Annotated in this window: 12 protein-coding genes and 1 other RNA gene; 10 read left to right on the top strand and 3 right to left on the bottom strand. The window is 37.7% G+C overall.

Annotation, left to right across the window (positions count from 1 at the left end):
* The 8 genes from ACKXGF_RS11225 (at position 1) to rnr (ending at position 10,184) form a co-directional block, all read left to right on the top strand.
* Positions 1-1,236, top strand: coding sequence for a phosphoglycerate kinase (locus ACKXGF_RS11225; RefSeq protein ID WP_411953804.1), 1,236 nt, complete (start codon positions 1-3; stop codon positions 1,234-1,236).
* Positions 1,237-1,998 carry a triose-phosphate isomerase gene (gene tpiA / locus ACKXGF_RS11220; RefSeq protein ID WP_411953803.1) on the top strand — a complete coding sequence of 254 codons (762 nt, stop codon included), beginning with the start codon at positions 1,237-1,239 and terminating at the stop codon, positions 1,996-1,998.
* Entirely contained in the window at positions 1,991-3,547 is a 1,557-nt protein-coding gene (gpmI, locus tag ACKXGF_RS11215) for a 2,3-bisphosphoglycerate-independent phosphoglycerate mutase (RefSeq protein ID WP_411953802.1), read from the top strand. Before tpiA ends, gpmI begins: the two co-directional genes overlap by 8 nt.
* A 216-nt stretch (positions 3,548-3,763) precedes the next feature.
* Complete coding sequence (gene eno, locus ACKXGF_RS11210; protein ID WP_167262333.1) at positions 3,764-5,047, top strand: phosphopyruvate hydratase; 1,284 nt, start codon at positions 3,764-3,766, stop codon at positions 5,045-5,047.
* Between the two features lie 509 nt (positions 5,048-5,556).
* Positions 5,557-6,816, top strand: a complete 1,260-nt coding sequence (locus ACKXGF_RS11205; protein WP_411953801.1) for a dicarboxylate/amino acid:cation symporter — start codon at positions 5,557-5,559, stop codon at positions 6,814-6,816.
* A gap of 79 nt (positions 6,817-6,895) precedes the next feature.
* A complete protein-coding gene (gene secG, locus ACKXGF_RS11200) occupies positions 6,896-7,129 on the top strand; it encodes a preprotein translocase subunit SecG (RefSeq protein ID WP_411953800.1) in 234 nt (77 codons plus the stop codon).
* A gap of 123 nt (positions 7,130-7,252) precedes the next feature.
* Complete coding sequence (locus ACKXGF_RS11195) at positions 7,253-7,999, top strand: alpha/beta hydrolase (RefSeq protein WP_411953799.1); 747 nt, start codon at positions 7,253-7,255, stop codon at positions 7,997-7,999.
* A gap of 25 nt (positions 8,000-8,024) precedes the next feature.
* Positions 8,025-10,184: a ribonuclease R gene (rnr, locus tag ACKXGF_RS11190; protein ID WP_411953798.1), complete on the top strand. Its 2,160-nt coding sequence runs from the start codon at positions 8,025-8,027 to the stop codon at positions 10,182-10,184.
* 26 nt (positions 10,185-10,210) lie between these two features.
* Here rnr and ACKXGF_RS11185 read toward each other — a convergent pair whose 3' ends face one another.
* Positions 10,211-11,080 carry a GNAT family N-acetyltransferase gene (locus ACKXGF_RS11185; RefSeq protein ID WP_411953797.1) on the bottom strand — a complete coding sequence of 290 codons (870 nt, stop codon included), beginning with the start codon at positions 11,078-11,080 and terminating at the stop codon, positions 10,211-10,213.
* 202 nt (positions 11,081-11,282) lie between these two features.
* Here ACKXGF_RS11185 and smpB point away from each other — a divergent pair, with 202 nt between their 5' ends.
* Positions 11,283-11,741, top strand: a complete 459-nt coding sequence (smpB, locus tag ACKXGF_RS11180) for an SsrA-binding protein SmpB (RefSeq protein WP_167262327.1) — start codon at positions 11,283-11,285, stop codon at positions 11,739-11,741.
* A gap of 85 nt (positions 11,742-11,826) precedes the next feature.
* Positions 11,827-12,186: a transfer-messenger RNA gene (gene ssrA / locus ACKXGF_RS11175) on the top strand.
* A gap of 344 nt (positions 12,187-12,530) precedes the next feature.
* On the opposite strand, the gene ACKXGF_RS11170 is transcribed toward ssrA, so the two are convergent.
* A complete protein-coding gene (locus ACKXGF_RS11170) occupies positions 12,531-13,802 on the bottom strand; it encodes a DUF6161 domain-containing protein (protein WP_411953796.1) in 1,272 nt (423 codons plus the stop codon).
* Positions 13,803-13,853: 51 nt separating this feature from the next.
* Positions 13,854-17,195 carry a DEAD/DEAH box helicase family protein gene (locus tag ACKXGF_RS11165; protein ID WP_411953795.1) on the bottom strand — a complete coding sequence of 1,114 codons (3,342 nt, stop codon included), beginning with the start codon at positions 17,193-17,195 and terminating at the stop codon, positions 13,854-13,856.
* Positions 17,196-17,218 lie beyond the last annotated feature (23 nt).

Genomic DNA, 17,218 nt, shown 5'->3' with positions numbered 1-17,218 from the left:
ATGTCCCTCCTTAAATTTAGCCTTGGAGGTTTTCAAGTGAAACGAAAAATGAATTTACGTGATGTTGAATTACAAGGAAAACGCGTCTTTTGTCGTGTCGATTTTAATGTTCCTATGTCAAAAGGTGAAATTTCCGATGATACCCGAATTCAAGCAGCTCTACCAACGATTATGTACTTAATTCAAAACGGTGCGAAAGTCATTCTAGCAAGCCATTTAGGTCGTCCAGATGGTGAAGTGGTAGAAGAGCTTCGACTCGATCCTATTGCGCAACATTTAAGCAACTATTTAGAACAGCCAGTTTATAAAACAGATGATGTCTATAGTGAAGATGTTTCCAAAGCAGTCGGTGAACTTGAAGAAGGTGACGTCATGCTTTTAGAAAACGTTCGCTTTGAAAAAGGCGAAAAGAAGAATGATGAAGCATTAGCGAAACAATTCGCGTCACTAGCAGAGTTGTATGTGAATGATGCATTTGGTGCTGCTCACCGTGCGCACGCTTCAACCGAAGGAATCGCTCACCATTTACCAGCTGTATCAGGTTTCTTACTAGAAAAAGAAATCGAAGTACTAGGTAAAGCGTTGGACAACCCTGAACGTCCATTTACAGCGATCATCGGTGGTGCGAAAGTTAAAGATAAAATTGGTGTGATTGATCACTTAATCGATCGCGTCGACCATTTATTAATTGGTGGCGGTTTATCATACACGTTTATTAAATCGTTAGGTCATGAAATTGGTCAATCGTTATTAGATGAAGAAAATATTGATTTAGCGAAACAATTTATCCAAAAAGCGAAAGATAAAGGTGTATCTTTACATCTTCCAGTAGACGTCACAGTAGCAGATGACTTTTCTGAAGAAGCGAATACAAAAGTGGTACCAATTGATGAGATTCCAAGTGATTGGGAAGGCCTTGATATTGGTTCAGAAACAGTAGAGAACTTCTCACAGATCATCCGTGATTCTAAATTGGTCATTTGGAATGGTCCAATGGGTGTCTTTGAATATGAGGCATTTGCTAATGGTACAAAAAGTGTCGCTAAAGCTTTATCAGAAACTGAAGGCTATACCGTAATTGGTGGTGGCGATTCTGCTTCAGCTGTTGAGAAGTTTAATTATGCAGATCAAATGGATCACATTTCAACAGGTGGCGGTGCATCCCTTGAATTCATGGAAGGCAAGGTTTTACCAGGAGTAGCTGCACTTAACGAACTAGACGAAGAGGTGAAATAAATGCGTAAACCAATCATTGCAGGTAACTGGAAAATGAATAAACTAGCGGGTGATGGTGCTCGTTTTCTTTTAAACGTACGCGAACAATTACCAGAGGCGGAGAAAGTAGAAGCTGTCGTGTGTGCACCTTACATTCATCTACCACTATTAACGGAAGCTGCACGTGATTTCCCTGTTGGAATCGCTGCACAAAACATGCATTTTGAAGATAGTGGCGCCTTTACAGGTGAAGTTAGTCCAGAAATGTTAAAGGACATTTTGGTTGACTATGTTGTCTTAGGACACTCTGAACGCCGTGAAATGTTTGGTGAGACTGATGAATCAGTTAACCAAAAGGTGAAAGCGACATTCAACCATGACATGACACCGATTGTTTGTGTCGGTGAGTCTTTAGAACAACGCGAGAATAATGAGACGTTTACATTTGTCGAAAAACAAGTGAAAGCTGGATTAGCAGGTTTAACTGAAGAACAGGCGAAGCAAGTTGTGATCGCTTATGAACCGATCTGGGCGATTGGAACTGGAAAAACGGCAACAAGTGAAGAAGCTAATGATGTTTGTGCCCACATTCGCCAAGTATTAAAAGATACGTTCTCAGAAGACGTCAGTGAAGCTGTCCGAATTCAGTATGGTGGCAGTGTGAAACCAGCTAATATTGACGAATTGCTAAGTCAATCAGATATTGATGGTGCATTAGTTGGTGGCGCTAGTTTAGAAGAAGATTCATTTGTGAAACTCGTGGAGGCTGGTGCCAATGCCTAAGCAACCCCTAACCGCATTAATTATCCTGGATGGCTTTGCGATGCGTGACGAGGACTATGGTAATGCTGTTAGACAAGCTCACACCCCTCATTTTGATCGTTTTTGGAAAGAGTATCCACATACTACTTTAACCGCTTCAGGTGAAGCAGTAGGCCTTCCTGAAGGGCAAATGGGTAATTCTGAAGTAGGTCATTTAAATATTGGTGCTGGTCGCATTGTCTATCAAAACCTAACCCGCATTAACTTGGCTATTAAAGACGGTCATTTCCAAGGAAATGAAAGCTTCACGAATGCAGCGAATCACGTCAAAGAGCATGAAGGCGCATGGCATATATTCGGCTTATTGTCAGATGGTGGTGTTCACAGTCATGAGAACCATATTCACGCAATGCTTGATGCGGCCAAATCACAAGGCATTAATGATGTCTATGTGCATGCCTTTTTAGATGGCCGTGATGTTGGTCCGAAAACGGCAGTCACGTATTTAGAACGACTGCAAGCTAAGATGGATGACATCAATCTTGGTCAACTAGCGACTGTGTCTGGCCGTTATTATGCAATGGATCGTGATAAGCGTTGGGAACGTGTAGAAAAAGCGTTTCGTGCAATTCGTTTAGGCGAAGGTAAGCATGTTAAAGATGCGATCCAAGCCGTTGAGTCTTCATATGAACAAGATGTCGTAGATGAATTTGTTGAACCATTTGTTTTAACGAATGAAAATAACGAGCTAGTTGCAACAGTGAACAACGGCGATGCTATTCTATTCGCTAACTTTAGACCAGATCGTGCGCAACAGCTGACTGATGTGTTTTCGAACAATCAATTAGACCAATTCGATCAGGGTTATGATGACTTGTCTGATTTATATATGGTGACGATGACACAGTATAGTGATCAATTTGATGTGGATGTCGTTTATCCACCAAATTCACCTAAGAATACGATTGGTGAAGTCGTTTCTAATCAAGGCATGAGTCAACTACGGATTGCCGAAACTGAGAAATATCCACACGTCACGTATTTCATGAACGGTGGAGCAGAGCAAACGTTTGAAGGTGAAAACCGCATTTTAATTGATTCGCCAAAAGTTGCGACGTATGATTTGAAACCTGAGATGAGTGCTTATGAAGTAACTGACGCTTTATTAGAAGCTTATGATGATGACGCACCTAATTTAACGATTTTAAACTTTGCGAACCCAGACATGGTCGGTCATTCTGGTATGCTAGAGCCAACGATCAAGGCAGTTGAAGCAGTTGATGAATGTCTCGGAAAAGTCGTTGAGAAGATTCACGCGTTAGGCGGATCTGTTATTATTACAGCTGACCATGGAAATTCAGATATCGTTTTAAACGATGATGGAAGTCCAATGACAGCCCATACAACAAACCCTGTACCCGTGATCGTAACCAAGCCAGGTGTTGAATTACGTGAAGGTGGGGTATTAGGTGATTTATCACCAACGTTATTACAATTATTAAATGTCGAACAGCCTGAAGAGATGACAGGCGAATCATTAATTAAAAAATTAGACTCTGTTAAAGTTTAGTGTTGATTTTCAAATGATGTAGCAGTGAGTTGTTGAATTGTGAGGAGCGAAGGCGGCGACTCCAGTGGGAACAGCGCGTGCCTCGAGACCCCGCAGGCCACGCTTTTAGGCCGAGGAGGCTTGAGCCGTGCCCACGGAAAGCGTCCGCCGAAAGCGAATCACAATATCAACAACGGACTTTAACAAAGCTAAAAATAAATCAAGGAGTGACAATCTATGCCTTATATTTTAGATGTCAATGCACGTGAAGTGTTAGATTCTCGAGGTAACCCAACAGTCGAAGTTGAAATCATGACAGACTCCGGTGCCTTTGGTAAAGCAATGGTGCCAAGTGGTGCTTCAACAGGTGAATACGAAGCAGTTGAACTTCGTGACGGCGACAATGATCGTTACTTAGGTAAAGGTGTTGAAACAGCTGTCGAAAACGTTAATGAAATCATTGCCCCAGAAATTGAAGGCTTCGATGTAACCGAGCAACTTTTAATCGACCAAACACTAATTGAATTAGATGGAACTGAAAATAAAGGTCGTTTTGGTGCCAATGCCATTTTAGGCGTATCGATGGCAGCAGCTCATGCAGCATCAGATTTTGAAGGAAAACCTTTATACAAATATCTTGGTGGTTTCTCAGCAAGCACACTACCAACACCGATGATGAACATTCTAAACGGCGGTGAGCATGCAGATAATAATGTTGACATCCAAGAGTTCATGATTATGCCAGTTGGCGCTCCAACGTTTAAAGAAGCATTACGTCAAGGTGCTGAAATTTTCCATGCGCTTAAGAAAGTGCTTAAAGGAAAAGGTTATGCGACTGGTGTTGGTGACGAAGGTGGTTTCGCACCGAACTTAAAGTCCAACGAAGAAGCACTCGAAACAATCGTTGAAGCGGTTGAAAAAGCAGGCTATACAATCGGATCTGACATTCAATTAGCAATGGACGTCGCAGCTTCTGAAATTTATCAAGATGGTAAATACAACCTTAAAGGTGAAGGTGTCACGCGTACAGCTGAGGAAATGGTCGATTGGTATGAAGATCTAATTAATAAATTCCCAATCGTGAGTATTGAAGACGGATTAGATGAAAATGACTGGGACGGTTTCAAAGTGTTAACAGAGCGTATTGGTGACCGCGTTCAACTCGTAGGCGATGACTTATTCGTAACAAACACGAAGAAACTAGAAGAAGGTATTGAAAAAGGTATTGGTAATTCTATCCTTGTTAAAGTGAATCAAATTGGTACACTTACTGAAACATTTGAAGCAATCGAAATGGCCAAACGCGCTGGCTATACAGCAGTTATTTCACATCGTTCAGGTGAAACTGAAGACGCAACCATCGCAGATATTGCTGTCGCAACAAATGCAGGTCAAATTAAGACAGGCGCACCATCTCGTACAGATCGTGTTGCTAAATATAATCAACTTCTACGTATCGAAGGCGATTTAATGTCGACCGCATTTTACGCAGGCGAATCAGCTTTCTATAACCTAAAATAAGCGAGTAGGTTCACCCAAGGCGTGTTAACCGCCTTGGGTGTTTTTTTATTTAGACGAGTTCGCTGATATACATGATGGAGTCGCTGATAAATTTGGTGAGGTCGCTGATATAATAGGAATGTCGCTGATATATTTTTAATAGTGCTGATTTGACAAAAATATCAGCGACCTACATGGAAAAAGTTGCTCAACTCATAATCGTCAATAAATCTAGTTAAGTCGCCGATAAAAATTAGGATGGCGCCGATATAATCTATAGGTCGACGATACGCAAAATACATCGGCACTTGGAACTGTGATTTCGTTGATATATCAATTTCAATATTTCTTTAACCTTTATATTTGGAAAATGTTTCAATACTATTAATACAAATTAAGGCAATTATAAAAAAATTGTTGCAATAAACATTATTTTTACTATAATTTATAGCACGACTTAAAATTATAATAGTTTTATATTTTTAGTAAGCGTTTGCATACACATCTAAGAATATTAAGGAGGATTTACGTTGCAGAATTTAACGAAGCAAATCATCATTGCACTAATTCTAGGTATTGCGGTTGGTTTAGGTATGAACTTCTTTTTACCTGACTTATTTGGTCCGGTTGATCAGTATGTTTTATCCCCAATTGGCGATATTTTCTTACGTTTGATTCAAATGATGGTTGTGCCTATTGTGTTTGTTTCAATTGTACTCGGTACAGCAGGTCTTGGTGATCCGAAAAAGTTAGGGCGCATCGGTGGAAAAACGATTGGGTTTTTCCTATTATCAACAACTGTTGCATTAACCATTGCGATGTCGCTAGCATTATTAGTTAAACCGGGAACACCAGGGTTACTTGATTCAGTTGAAATTGAAGAAGAATATCAGGCAGAAGAAACACCTTCTGTTGTCGAGACATTAGTCAATATTGTTCCGACGAATCCGATTGATGCCATGTCAAATGGCGAAATGTTGCAAATTATCTTTTTCTCTATTTTTATCGGATTTGCTTTAGCTGTCTTAAGTAAGAAAACGGATAAGATCTATCATTTATTTGAACAAGCCTTTGATCTTGTGATGTATTTAATCAAAATCATCATGTATATGGCCCCATTGGGTGCGTTTGCTCTAATCGCGTCAGCTGTAGGTGGTGTTGGACTAGAAGCTATTCAATCAATGTTTGCTTACTTCTTAGTTGTTCTAGCTGCCTTACTGATCCATGCAGTCATCACGTACGGTTCTGTTATTAAGTTTATGGCTAAGAAAAGTCCAGTCTGGTTCATTAAAAACTTTGCCCAAGCGATTAGTGTTGCGTTTGGTACAGCCAGTAGTAGTGCGACATTACCAGTATCCATGACAACCGCACAGAAGCGTTTAGGTGTGCGGGAATCGGTGAGTGGATTTGTGCAACCTGTTGGTGCGACGATCAACATGGATGGTACAGCGATTATGCAAGGTGTCGCAACGGTCTTTATTGCTCAAGTCTATGCGCAGAGCTTAAGCTTAACGGAAATGTTAACAGTTGTATTAATTGCTGTCTTAGCATCGATTGGTACAGCGGGTGTTCCAGGTGTTGGTCTGATTATGCTTGCGATGGTATTAGAGCAAGTCGGCTTGCCTGTTGAAGCAATTGGACTTATTCTCGGTGTTGACCGTTTACTTGATATGACACGTACGGCTGTAAATATCACGGGTGATGCAGCTTGTGCTTTATATATTAATGAAACTGAGCCCGATTTAGATGAAGAAGATGATGACAGACCATCGCTCAATTCCAATGCCTAAAAACTATCTTGCATTGGTCATATTGTTTGTGCTAAAGTAAACTTATGGATTTGTGCGTAAGCATGAGGAGGTCAATGCAATGTATGGAGTTTTAGCGACATTATTATTTATTAATACGATTGCGTTAATTACCGTTGTTCTCTTACAACAAGGAAAAAGTGCTGGTTTATCTGGCGCAATTTCTGGTGGTGCTGAACAATTATTTGGTAAACAGAAAGCACGAGGTATGGAAGGGATTCTGCACCGTTTAACGATCATCTTAGGTGTATCATTTATGGTGGTGACATTCCTACTTGGTTATATCGTGCAATAAATAATACCTATTAGGAGAACAGCAAGTTATCTAACTTGCTGTTCTTTTTTAGTCAAATAAGATGATTAAAAGTGGTATAAATAGGGAAATGTATCAATTAGTAGATTAGAAAGGAAGACCGACATGAAAATCAAAGAACCTAAACCATTTACATTCGAAGCAGGCTCACGCGCCGTTCTACTTCTACATGGATTTACAGGCCATTCGGCAGATGTCCGGATGTTAGGCCGTTATTTAGAAAAGCAAGGCTATACAACTCATGCACCCATTTACCGTGGTCATGGTAAGCCACCTGAAGAGCTAGCTAAAACAACAGCCGCAGACTGGTGGGAAGATGTAGAAGCAGCTTATGATCATTTAAGAGAACTTGGCTATGAAGAAATAGCTGTTGCTGGTTTATCACTAGGTGGAGTTCTATCACTCAAACTAGCAATGAATAAACCGATTAAAGGTGTTATTCCGATATGTACGCCGATATTTTTTGATAATAAGGACGAACTATCTGCTGGCTATCGATTCAAAGCCAAAGAATATAAACAACTGGAACAAAAAGATAAGGAAACGATTGAACAAGAAGTGGACGAACTGATGGAACAGTCTACTGAAACGTTTGAAACATTAAGTCAATTAATCAATTCTGTTGAGCAAGACCTAGATACGATTTATACGCCTACTTTTGTGTTGCAAGCTGGTAGTGATGAAATGATTAACCAAGATAGTGCGCAGCATATTTATGATAATGTTTCCTGCGATCAGAAGGATATCAAATGGTATGAAGGGGCACCACATGTCATTACTTTAAGTGATTATAAAGAACAAGTCCACGAAGATATCCATCATTACTTAGAGCAACTAGATTGGTCGAAATAAAAAACGAATGAAGAGGTGAACAATAATGGAATTAAAAGAAATGAAATCAAGATTAAATACCTTTTTTCAAGAAGAGGCAACACGGCCACTTAGTGTTGAAGAGGTACAAGACGAATTAGAATTAGAAGACAGCGAAGAATTGAAAACATTGGTGAAAGCATTAAATGAACTAGAAGAAGAAGGCATGTTAATTCGAAACCGTAAAGATCATTATGGTTTACCTGAGAAAATGAATTTAATCCGTGGGCGCATTCAAATGCACTCGAAAGGATTTGCCTTTTTACTTCCAGATCGTGAAGAGCAGTCAGATGTTTACATTCATCAGTCAGATTTAAATTCAGCGATGAACGGTGACACGGTTCTAGTTAGAATCGAAAATGACTCCGCAAATGGTAACCGACCAGAAGGTACCGTGATTCGAATTGTTGAACGAAGCGATCAAAATATTGTGGGTACTTATCAAGATAACGGGCGTTTCGGCTTTGTGATTGCTGATGATAAGCGAATTCCTGGTGATATTTTTATTAAGGAAGGCAATGAAAATGGCGCAGTTGATGGCCATAAAGTCATTGTAAAAATCAAAGAGTATCCTAAAGAGACTAAGAGTGCTGAAGGTGAAATTACACAAATCTTAGGTCATAAAAATGATCCTGGTATTGATATCCTAGCTATCATTCACAAACATGGAATTAAAGCAGAATTTGATCAAGAAACACTTGATCAAGCGAATAATGTACCAGACACCATAGCAGAAGATGATCTGAAAGGACGTCGTGACTTACGGGACAAGCAGATTGTGACGATTGATGGTGCTGATGCGAAGGATTTAGACGACGCTGTACGGATTGAAAAATTAAATAATGGTAACTTTTTATTAGGCGTTTACATTGCTGATGTCACTCATTATGTGAAAGAAGGATCACCAATTGATAAAGAAGCATTTGAACGCAGTACGAGTGCTTATTTAACAGACCGTGTGATTCCGATGATTCCACATCGTTTATCAAATGGGATCTGTTCATTAAATCCACAAGTTGACCGACTAACATTAAGCTGCGAAATGGAAATTGATGATGCGGGTAAAGTTGTCCAACATGAGATTTTCCCTGCAGTAATTAAAACAGCAGCTCGTATGACTTATACCGAAGTAAATGATATTTTAGCGGGTAATGAGGCTACGCGGAAAGAATACGAATCACTTGTGCCGATGTTTGAGACAATGGCATCCCTTGCGCAAACCTTAAGACATAAGCGGATGGACCGCGGTGCAATTGATTTTGATTTTAAAGAAGCAGAGATTGAAGTCGATGAAGCAGGCCATCCAACTGATGTTGTGTTACGTGAACGTGGTGTAGCTGAACGCATGATTGAGGAATTCATGCTTGTGGCGAACGAAACGGTTGCCGAACATTTCCATTGGATGGACGTGCCTTTTATCCACCGTATTCACGAAGATCCAGATTCAGAAAAACTACGCCATTTCTTTGAGTTTGTCTCTAATTTGGGTTACCAAGTGAAAGGAACGGCTGATGATATTCATCCAAAAGCTTTACAACAAGTGATGGATCAAGTATCAGGTAGTAAAGAAGATCTCGTTGTATCTAAGCTGATGTTACGTTCGATGCAACAAGCGAAATATGCAGCTGAAAGTGTCGGTCACTTTGGGCTAGCAACATCATTCTATACACACTTCACGTCACCAATTAGACGTTATCCAGACTTAATCGTCCATCGTTTGATTCGCACTTATTTAATCCAAGATGACATAAGTGCTGATACAACGGCTAAATGGAAAGAAGAGCTTCCAGCTATTGCGCGTCATACTTCAGATATGGAGCGCCGTGCAGTTGATGCCGAACGTGAAGTAGATGACCTCAAGAAAGCCGAGTTCATGTCCGATAAAATCGGTGAAGAATATGATGGTATTGTTAATTCAGTCACGAACTTTGGTTTATTCGTTGAACTGCCGAATACAATTGAAGGACTTGTCCATGTTAGTCACCTAACAGATGATTATTACAACTTCGATCAACAGCATCAAGTGATGATTGGTGAACGAACAGGTAATATATTCCGCATCGGTGATGAATTAAAAGTTCGAGTAATAGGCACGAATATCGAAGAACGTGTTGTCGATTTTGAAATCGTAGGAATGAAAAAACCGAAGAAAAAGAAGAAAGCATAAAATAAGAGGCTGCGATTCGCAGCCTCTTATTTTTTCCAATAACCGTGTAGAATCCAAGGATCTTGGAAAGTAAATGCTTCGTCATTTGGGATTAGTTGTCGAGTTGATTCTGGTATATCAAAACGGAGGTTAAGATCATCTCCATATTGTTGCTTAAACGCATTTAAAGTGTCATATAATGTTTTCATCAATCCAGATTGTTCAAATAAGTCATCCCATAAATAAACGACGTGTGCATATTGGTTTTTCTTTTGATCATGTTTAACAATAACGAATCGGTCTTGTGCATCATTTTCGAAAAAAGTCCAATTTTCAAGCAAATCATCTGTTAATAAGGCTGGACTTGCTGGAAATGGATAATAAGATTCTAACGGAAAGATCACCGAGTCGTCTTGTTTGATCGGATCAATCCAGCGACGTTTTTCTTCTAGTGTTGTGAGTTCCTTCCATGTATCGCCGTTAGCTTCTGGCATTTGTTCAGGTTGTGTCAATACAGCTGGATATAACATCTCAAGTTGAGGTAAATTTAATTTCTCTAAGACACGTTTAGCGGCGAAATTGTTTAATTGTGTGTTAGCCCCAATCCATTTGATATGGTCTAGTTGTTCTAACTCATTAATAACATATTGAATAATGCTCGTCGCATGGCCGTTGCCTAAAAAGCGCTGATCACTTCTTAAGCGACCTAACATGCCATACTGACCTTGATAGACTGTATAACCAGCGATAGAAGCGAGTTCTCCTTCTGAAAAAAGACCATATAGTCGTTGATTATCATGAGTCACTAAACGCTCGAATACTCGAACCACATAGTCATCTTCAATGCCTGTTTGCATGTTGGCAACAAGGGATTCATCATCTATAGTTAATTGTCGTATTTGCATTGTGTCGATCATAACAAAACCTCCATATCTTTCGTTTCCCTAATTAGTTAGAATGCCACAACATAAAAACCATTGTCTATTACAATGACTTAAAAATAACGAAAAAATTTTGAATGATCATGACGAATTATAGGAAACCGTTGAACTCGAGAGAAGACAGTTTAAATGGAGGCTTCTTTTTGATAAAATAGCTTTTGCAGTGAGGAGGGTAAATATGCCGCAAAAAGATTCAAATGCCATTGCTACAAATCGTAAAGCAAGACATGATTTTCATATTGAAGAAACGTTTGAAGCAGGGATTGTGCTAAGAGGAACGGAAATTAAGGCGATTCGTGCGGGAAGAGTGAATTTAAAAGATTCATTTGCTCGAGTGTCGCGAGGTGAATTATACGTTCATAATTTGCATATATCGGAGTATGAACAGGGGAATCAATTTAATCATGAGCCAACACGTGCTCGTAAATTGTTATTGCACCGTAAAGAAATCAATAAATTGTCAGGCGAAACCCAACAAAAGGGTTATTCGATTGTGCCGCTGAAAATGTATATCAAAAATGGTGTCGCTAAATTATTGATTGGCGTCGGCCGTGGTAAGAAGAAATATGATAAACGTGAAGACTTGAAACAAAAGGATATGAAACGTGATGTCGAGCGTGCGTTGAAAGACTATTAGTGGAAAAGCTTACCGTTTTTCAAATGGCTACCCTCATGTTATAATAAGTTTGTAACGTTCGGTTAATAGCCAAACATCTTTAATCGGGGATGTTTTGGATTCGACAGGGATAGATCGAGCTCAGGTAGCGAGTCGAGGTGACGACTCGTTAAACGTCATTCAGTTAATAATAACTGGCAAACAAAACGATTTCGCTGTAGCTGCGTAAAGCAGGCTGCAGGATCCTTCCTGCCATCGCCCGTGTGGTAGATTGAAGGGTCTCAAAATGAAGCGGGCTACGCTAAAGGCCACCGTCTGAGGTCTTTAGAAGAGATTAATCAGACTAGCCATTCGGAAGCCTGTCGGTTGGCTGAAGAATCGGCGAATGACAATAAATCGAATACACTCGTAGAAGCCTGAGTGGCGATATCTCTGGACGCGGGTTCGAGTCCCGCCATCTCCATATGCATATGGTTAAGGATCGTTTGATGACTTGTGACGTAACCCATAAAGTGTCAGTATGAGACACTTTATGCGTAATTTGAATATGTGACATTTTATGGGTAATTAAGTGTTTTTGGGACTAAAGTCACATCATCATCGATCTAATTAGTTTTTATTTGAAGTTGTAAACTCTATTCAAGTTAAGTATGAAGGCTGTTGTTATAATGTTGTTTATAATAGCAGCCTTTATTTTATCTTTATTATGTTCTTTAGTTAATTTATTATAAATAGTTATATAAAACGAGAGTGAGATGTATTATTTAAAAGTGCCCTAACTATAAGCTAGGGCACTTTTTTGTCTCAATATTAGTGATTTTTATTTAGATCTGAGTAAAATTGCAACGAAGAGTTAGGATTAGGCATATTAGAGGAACTATCAGATTTAATTAAACCTGTATCCGTTCTTCTGAATAGAGACTGTAGCACAATGTTTTTCTCTTCAGAGGAAAATTCACCGTTTTCTCTTATAAGTGATAGATAGAAATAAGTTAAATGATGTCGCTCTTCAGCATCATTTGCCAGGTGATAATTTGAATTTGTTATCCTTATGAAATTATTTATAAGGAAAATCCCAAATGATATTACAACAGTCAATATAACAGTATATTTTGCTGATTCAAAGTCAAAATTCCAGTTTTGAGGAGGTGCTGTGAGTACTAAAATAACGACTAAAAGTGCAAGATAGATAATGCTTGTACCAATAGTAATCCACTTCCATTTATCAGCTCTTTTATAATATTTCGTTGCTAGTTTACTCCAATACTTAGCAGGTTTCTCAATCTTCAGGTGAGACTCATACGATTTTTCAAGGTTATTAAAATTTTCTAATGAATTATTATAAAGTTGATCGAGGTTATCTGATTTTGTGCTAACCTGTTCATCAAACTCTGATAATTTACTATTTGTTTCCTCTTTAAAATGCTGAAATTCTTCATTCATTGATTTTTCGAAGTTTTCTTTTTCTCTCTTAAATTCATTTCTTTCCGAATTAAATTCTTCTGTAATTGCATTAATTTCATCAATTTTTGATTCGGATTTTTCATTAAAGATTTCTGGGTTTCTTAGTTTTATTCCCAAAAAGTGTCCAGTATAGAAGGAATTATTGGATAATTCAGTGGTATTAAAGTTTAATTTATTATCATTGAAATATCCTTTTTCAAATCCATCAATTATATTAACGTTACTGTTGTACTTATTAATTAAATTTTCGACCATATTTGCGAATTCACTGTTTGAATAAACAGCAGGGTATGAATTAGTGTGTAACTTATTAACTAAGTTATCGACGGTTTTCTTCTTGTCACTTTCATTAATATTATTGTTTTCGGATGCTTTGGAAATATCCTGCAATAACCCTTCAAAATAAATTCGTATATTATTTAAAGGTAATGTATTATTAGGTGTGTTTTTATTAGGTTTCAGTAGTGTGAATAATTCCTCCCAATAATCATATTCTTTTTGTAATCTGTAATATAGTTTGTCCAGTTTGCTAATATTCAGAGTGTGGTTAGTAGGGTTTTTTGTAAATTCAATATCCTTATTTTGATAATAGTTCTCTATATTATTGCTGAACTCCATATGTATTGGTTCACTCCTTAAAATAAGACTGAATTGGGGGCTTAATCAGTGTTAAGCCCCTTCTGTGAACTCTGATTTGTCATTTATATCGTCTATGATGCTAATGATTTTACGTGCATCATCGATATTGTCACTGAACAAGTCTGAAATGCTGCCTAATGATCTAAATGGATCTTCTTGTAAAACCTGTTTTTCTAGGTATCCGTTTTTAACAACATAATCAATAATTAGCTTAACGAACTTTATTTGTTGGCTGTTCAAACGTTCTTCTGAAAGAAATTCAGAGAAAGCTTCATTGACTGCTTCTTTATCTAACCCTACAATTTGTCTGACTAGTCGTGTGATAGGTGTATCTCCAAACTCTTTTTCATACTCTTCTTTTGAGCCTAACTCATTCCATAGGATTTCTTCTAATAAATCAACATCTTGTTTAGCTAGTGGTTTGTTATTTCTTAATTTATAGATAGCTATTTGGTCTTGATGTTCATTTAAGTACTGATTAACTCGTTTTCTATAGTTTTGTAAGTTGTTTGCAGCGTAGATGGGTTCATTTCCTTCACCAATTACTTCAAAAGTATCTTCGAAGTTTGTGTAGTAATCTTTCTGGTGTTGCTTCTCGAGGAATTTAACTAGTTCTCGCATTACCGTTCTCACTTCTTCGATTTGGTGTATATTAGCTTCTTTCCAAAAATCTTCAGATTGCACTTGATGTAAAGTGTCTTTATTATCAGCAATTTGAGGAATCGTTCCGAGCTCACTTAACTTTTCAGCTGTTTCGATAACACTGTTTATAGGCTTGGTAGCAGGACTTGATGTTAAATAAGCTAATTCTATAGTGTACATCACATTATCAAAGCGTTTAGCCATCTCGTCATCATCTGAAGAAATGATGAGAGGTGAGATATGCTCTTTAAGTTCATTTGTGTTATTAATATCTAGTGATTGCCAGTTATCTCGATTTTTATATTTTTGGACATATTTTAAATGCATTCGAACTTGGAAGTGATCTTCGTTTAGATAATTGACCTGTGATATTAATTCTTCAACTAGGTTATTACGATATGAAATGTAAGGTTCTTCTTGGTAATCAACTAGTTGAAGCTGCTTTGTAATATCTATTTTGAGTTCAAATAACCTTTGAGTTAGGCTGGTTGCTGTTTTACCTTCAATACCTTTTTCATTTTCTCGGAAGAATTCGAAGTTACGAAGGTAATCGAAAATTAAAAAATATTCTTTATCTTCACTAGGACCGAATAGATCTGGACGCAGTCTTGTTCCGCGGCCTATCATTTGCCAAAACTTTGCTTTGGATCTAACCTTCTTAAAAAATACTAAATTCACTATCTCCGGAATATCAATACCTGTGTCTAACATATCTACTGAAACTGCAATATGTGGTGGCTTATCCTTTGTAGAGAAATCTTCAATTATTGATTCAACATAATTTACACTGTAATCAATCTGCTTACAGTATTCACCCCTGTAATGGGGATAAAGTTTATTAAAACGTTCAACAATTCTTTTCGCGTGCTTTGCGTTCTTAGCAAAGATCACAGTTTTCCCAAGGCGATCTCCGCCTTCAACTTTGATCCCTTTTTCCATTACATCAGTAAGAACTTGATCGATTGTATTATCATTAAACAACCACTCATTCATTGCACCACTACTGACATAATCACCGATTTCTTCATCGAATGTCTCTTCATAAGCTTCTTTTTCTTCATCAGAAAGCTCGTCATATCTTAAACCATCGTCAAGAAACTTTGAGGTTGACTCTATAGTACGATAATCTACTAAGTAACCATCTTCTACAGCTTGTTCTAATTCATAAGCATAAGTTGGGTTACCTGTCTCTAAACCAAAAATATCATACGTATTTTTATCAATTTCATCTTTAGGAGTCGCGGTTAAACCTAATAAAACACCATCAAAATAATCAAATATTGATTTGTACTTTTTATATATACTACGGTGGCTCTCATCAATAATAATAAGGTCAAAATGTCCAACGGTGAAAAGTTTTTGACCGTCTTTCCGTTTAACATCATCAATAGCATTCATCATTGTTGGATAAGTGGAAAAGACCATTCTGCTTAATTCAGGATCTTCTTTGTTATCTAAGAGGTTACAAACACTTATAGAAGGTAACAAATCATTGAATGAGTTCTTAGCTTGTTTAACTAAGGTCGTTCGATCGGCCAAAAATAAAACATTTTTCACCCAATTATGTTTTGCCAAAACATCTACAATAGAAATAGCAGTTCTTGTTTTACCTGAACCTGTTGCCATTACAAGTAAAGCTTCACGTTCTTTTTGTTGAATGGCTTCTGCTACATTTGTAATTGCTTCTTTTTGATAAGGACGGTTTGTAATGTTGTCATTAATATCAATATTAATGAGTGGATATTTAAGTGTACGTCTTGAAATTAATAACTCAATGTCACCTTTGGTATAGAAGCCTGATACTTGTCGTTCAGGGTATTCCATATCATCCCATAATCTAGTATCAAATCCGTTTGTGAAAAAGATAATAGGGCGTTGTTCGTGCATTTTTTCAATGCAATCGGCGTATAATTTTGCTTGTTGCTTACCTTGATATAAATCAACCGAAGTTTTTTTTGCTTCCACTACGGCAATAGGCTTTCCATTATCACCGAGTAAAACATAATCAACAAAGCCTATACCCTCGTTATTTGGCATTCCTGTTACTTTGTATTCTTCTATAATATCTTTCCCAATTTCCCATCCAGCAAGCTTTAGTTCGACGTCAATAAAGAGTTTTCTTGTTTTATGTTCTGAAATAGAATCGACTTGATAGTTATAATTATTCGTGTTTTCTATACGGGTTTCTGTTAACTGCTTGCGAAGAGTTTGATTTTGTTTTACTAGTTCTTCAAGGCTTCTGTCCTTTTCACTTAATTTCTCATAAAACTCTTTATACTCTTCCGGGTTCTTTCTTGGTTCGTCACCGACCGTTAAAATTGACTCATTAAATTCTTTTTCTTGATGTTCAAATGAGTAACAGTATCCAATCCAATCTGTAAATTGATGAAGGTTTCGAAGTGAAGTAATTGCTTCATCACGACTGATGTTTGAATTCGTATGAGCAGCAACATTACCGAGTTTAATAATATATTTAAGTAATGGGAAAAGATTCGGATCAATCACATCACGAAAAGTGCGATTATGAACTAAACTTGATAAATTATCTTGATAAGGTATCTTTAATTCTTCATCAGATTGATATAACCATTTCACGGCAAGCTCTAGTGCTCGGCGAGTCGAGATTGCACAATTAGCTGGGCTTACTTGAAGGCTTTTCTCTGCCTCCAAACAAGCATCTGTGAAATCTTTGAATTGAGTTTCATTTTCTAAAAACGCGAAATTCGACATTTAATCACCTCATTATGTTTGGT

Source organism: Alkalibacillus sp. S2W, from assembly GCF_046764385.1.
Classification (GTDB): Bacteria; Bacillota; Bacilli; order Bacillales; family Alkalibacillaceae; genus Alkalibacillus; species Alkalibacillus almallahensis.
The sequence above is the reverse complement of the archived record's forward strand: the minus strand, read 5'-3'. Positions and strand labels throughout refer to the sequence as shown.

What these genes read in the sequence shown, in the direction of transcription:
- smpB (WP_167262327.1), top strand. Translation starts at nt 11,283, where the DNA reads ATGCCGCAAAAAGATTCAAATGCCATTGCTACAAATCGTAAAGCAAGA.
- ACKXGF_RS11170 (WP_411953796.1), bottom strand. Translation starts at nt 13,802, where the DNA reads ATGGAGTTCAGCAATAATATAGAGAACTATTATCAAAATAAGGATATT.
- rnr (WP_411953798.1), top strand. Translation starts at nt 8,025, where the DNA reads ATGGAATTAAAAGAAATGAAATCAAGATTAAATACCTTTTTTCAAGAA.
- eno (WP_167262333.1), top strand. Translation starts at nt 3,764, where the DNA reads ATGCCTTATATTTTAGATGTCAATGCACGTGAAGTGTTAGATTCTCGA.
- ACKXGF_RS11195 (WP_411953799.1), top strand. Translation starts at nt 7,253, where the DNA reads ATGAAAATCAAAGAACCTAAACCATTTACATTCGAAGCAGGCTCACGC.
- secG (WP_411953800.1), top strand. Translation starts at nt 6,896, where the DNA reads ATGTATGGAGTTTTAGCGACATTATTATTTATTAATACGATTGCGTTA.
- tpiA (WP_411953803.1), top strand. Translation starts at nt 1,237, where the DNA reads ATGCGTAAACCAATCATTGCAGGTAACTGGAAAATGAATAAACTAGCG.
- gpmI (WP_411953802.1), top strand. Translation starts at nt 1,991, where the DNA reads ATGCCTAAGCAACCCCTAACCGCATTAATTATCCTGGATGGCTTTGCG.
- ACKXGF_RS11185 (WP_411953797.1), bottom strand. Translation starts at nt 11,080, where the DNA reads ATGATCGACACAATGCAAATACGACAATTAACTATAGATGATGAATCC.
- ACKXGF_RS11225 (WP_411953804.1), top strand. Translation starts at nt 1, where the DNA reads ATGTCCCTCCTTAAATTTAGCCTTGGAGGTTTTCAAGTGAAACGAAAA.
- ACKXGF_RS11165 (WP_411953795.1), bottom strand. Translation starts at nt 17,195, where the DNA reads ATGTCGAATTTCGCGTTTTTAGAAAATGAAACTCAATTCAAAGATTTC.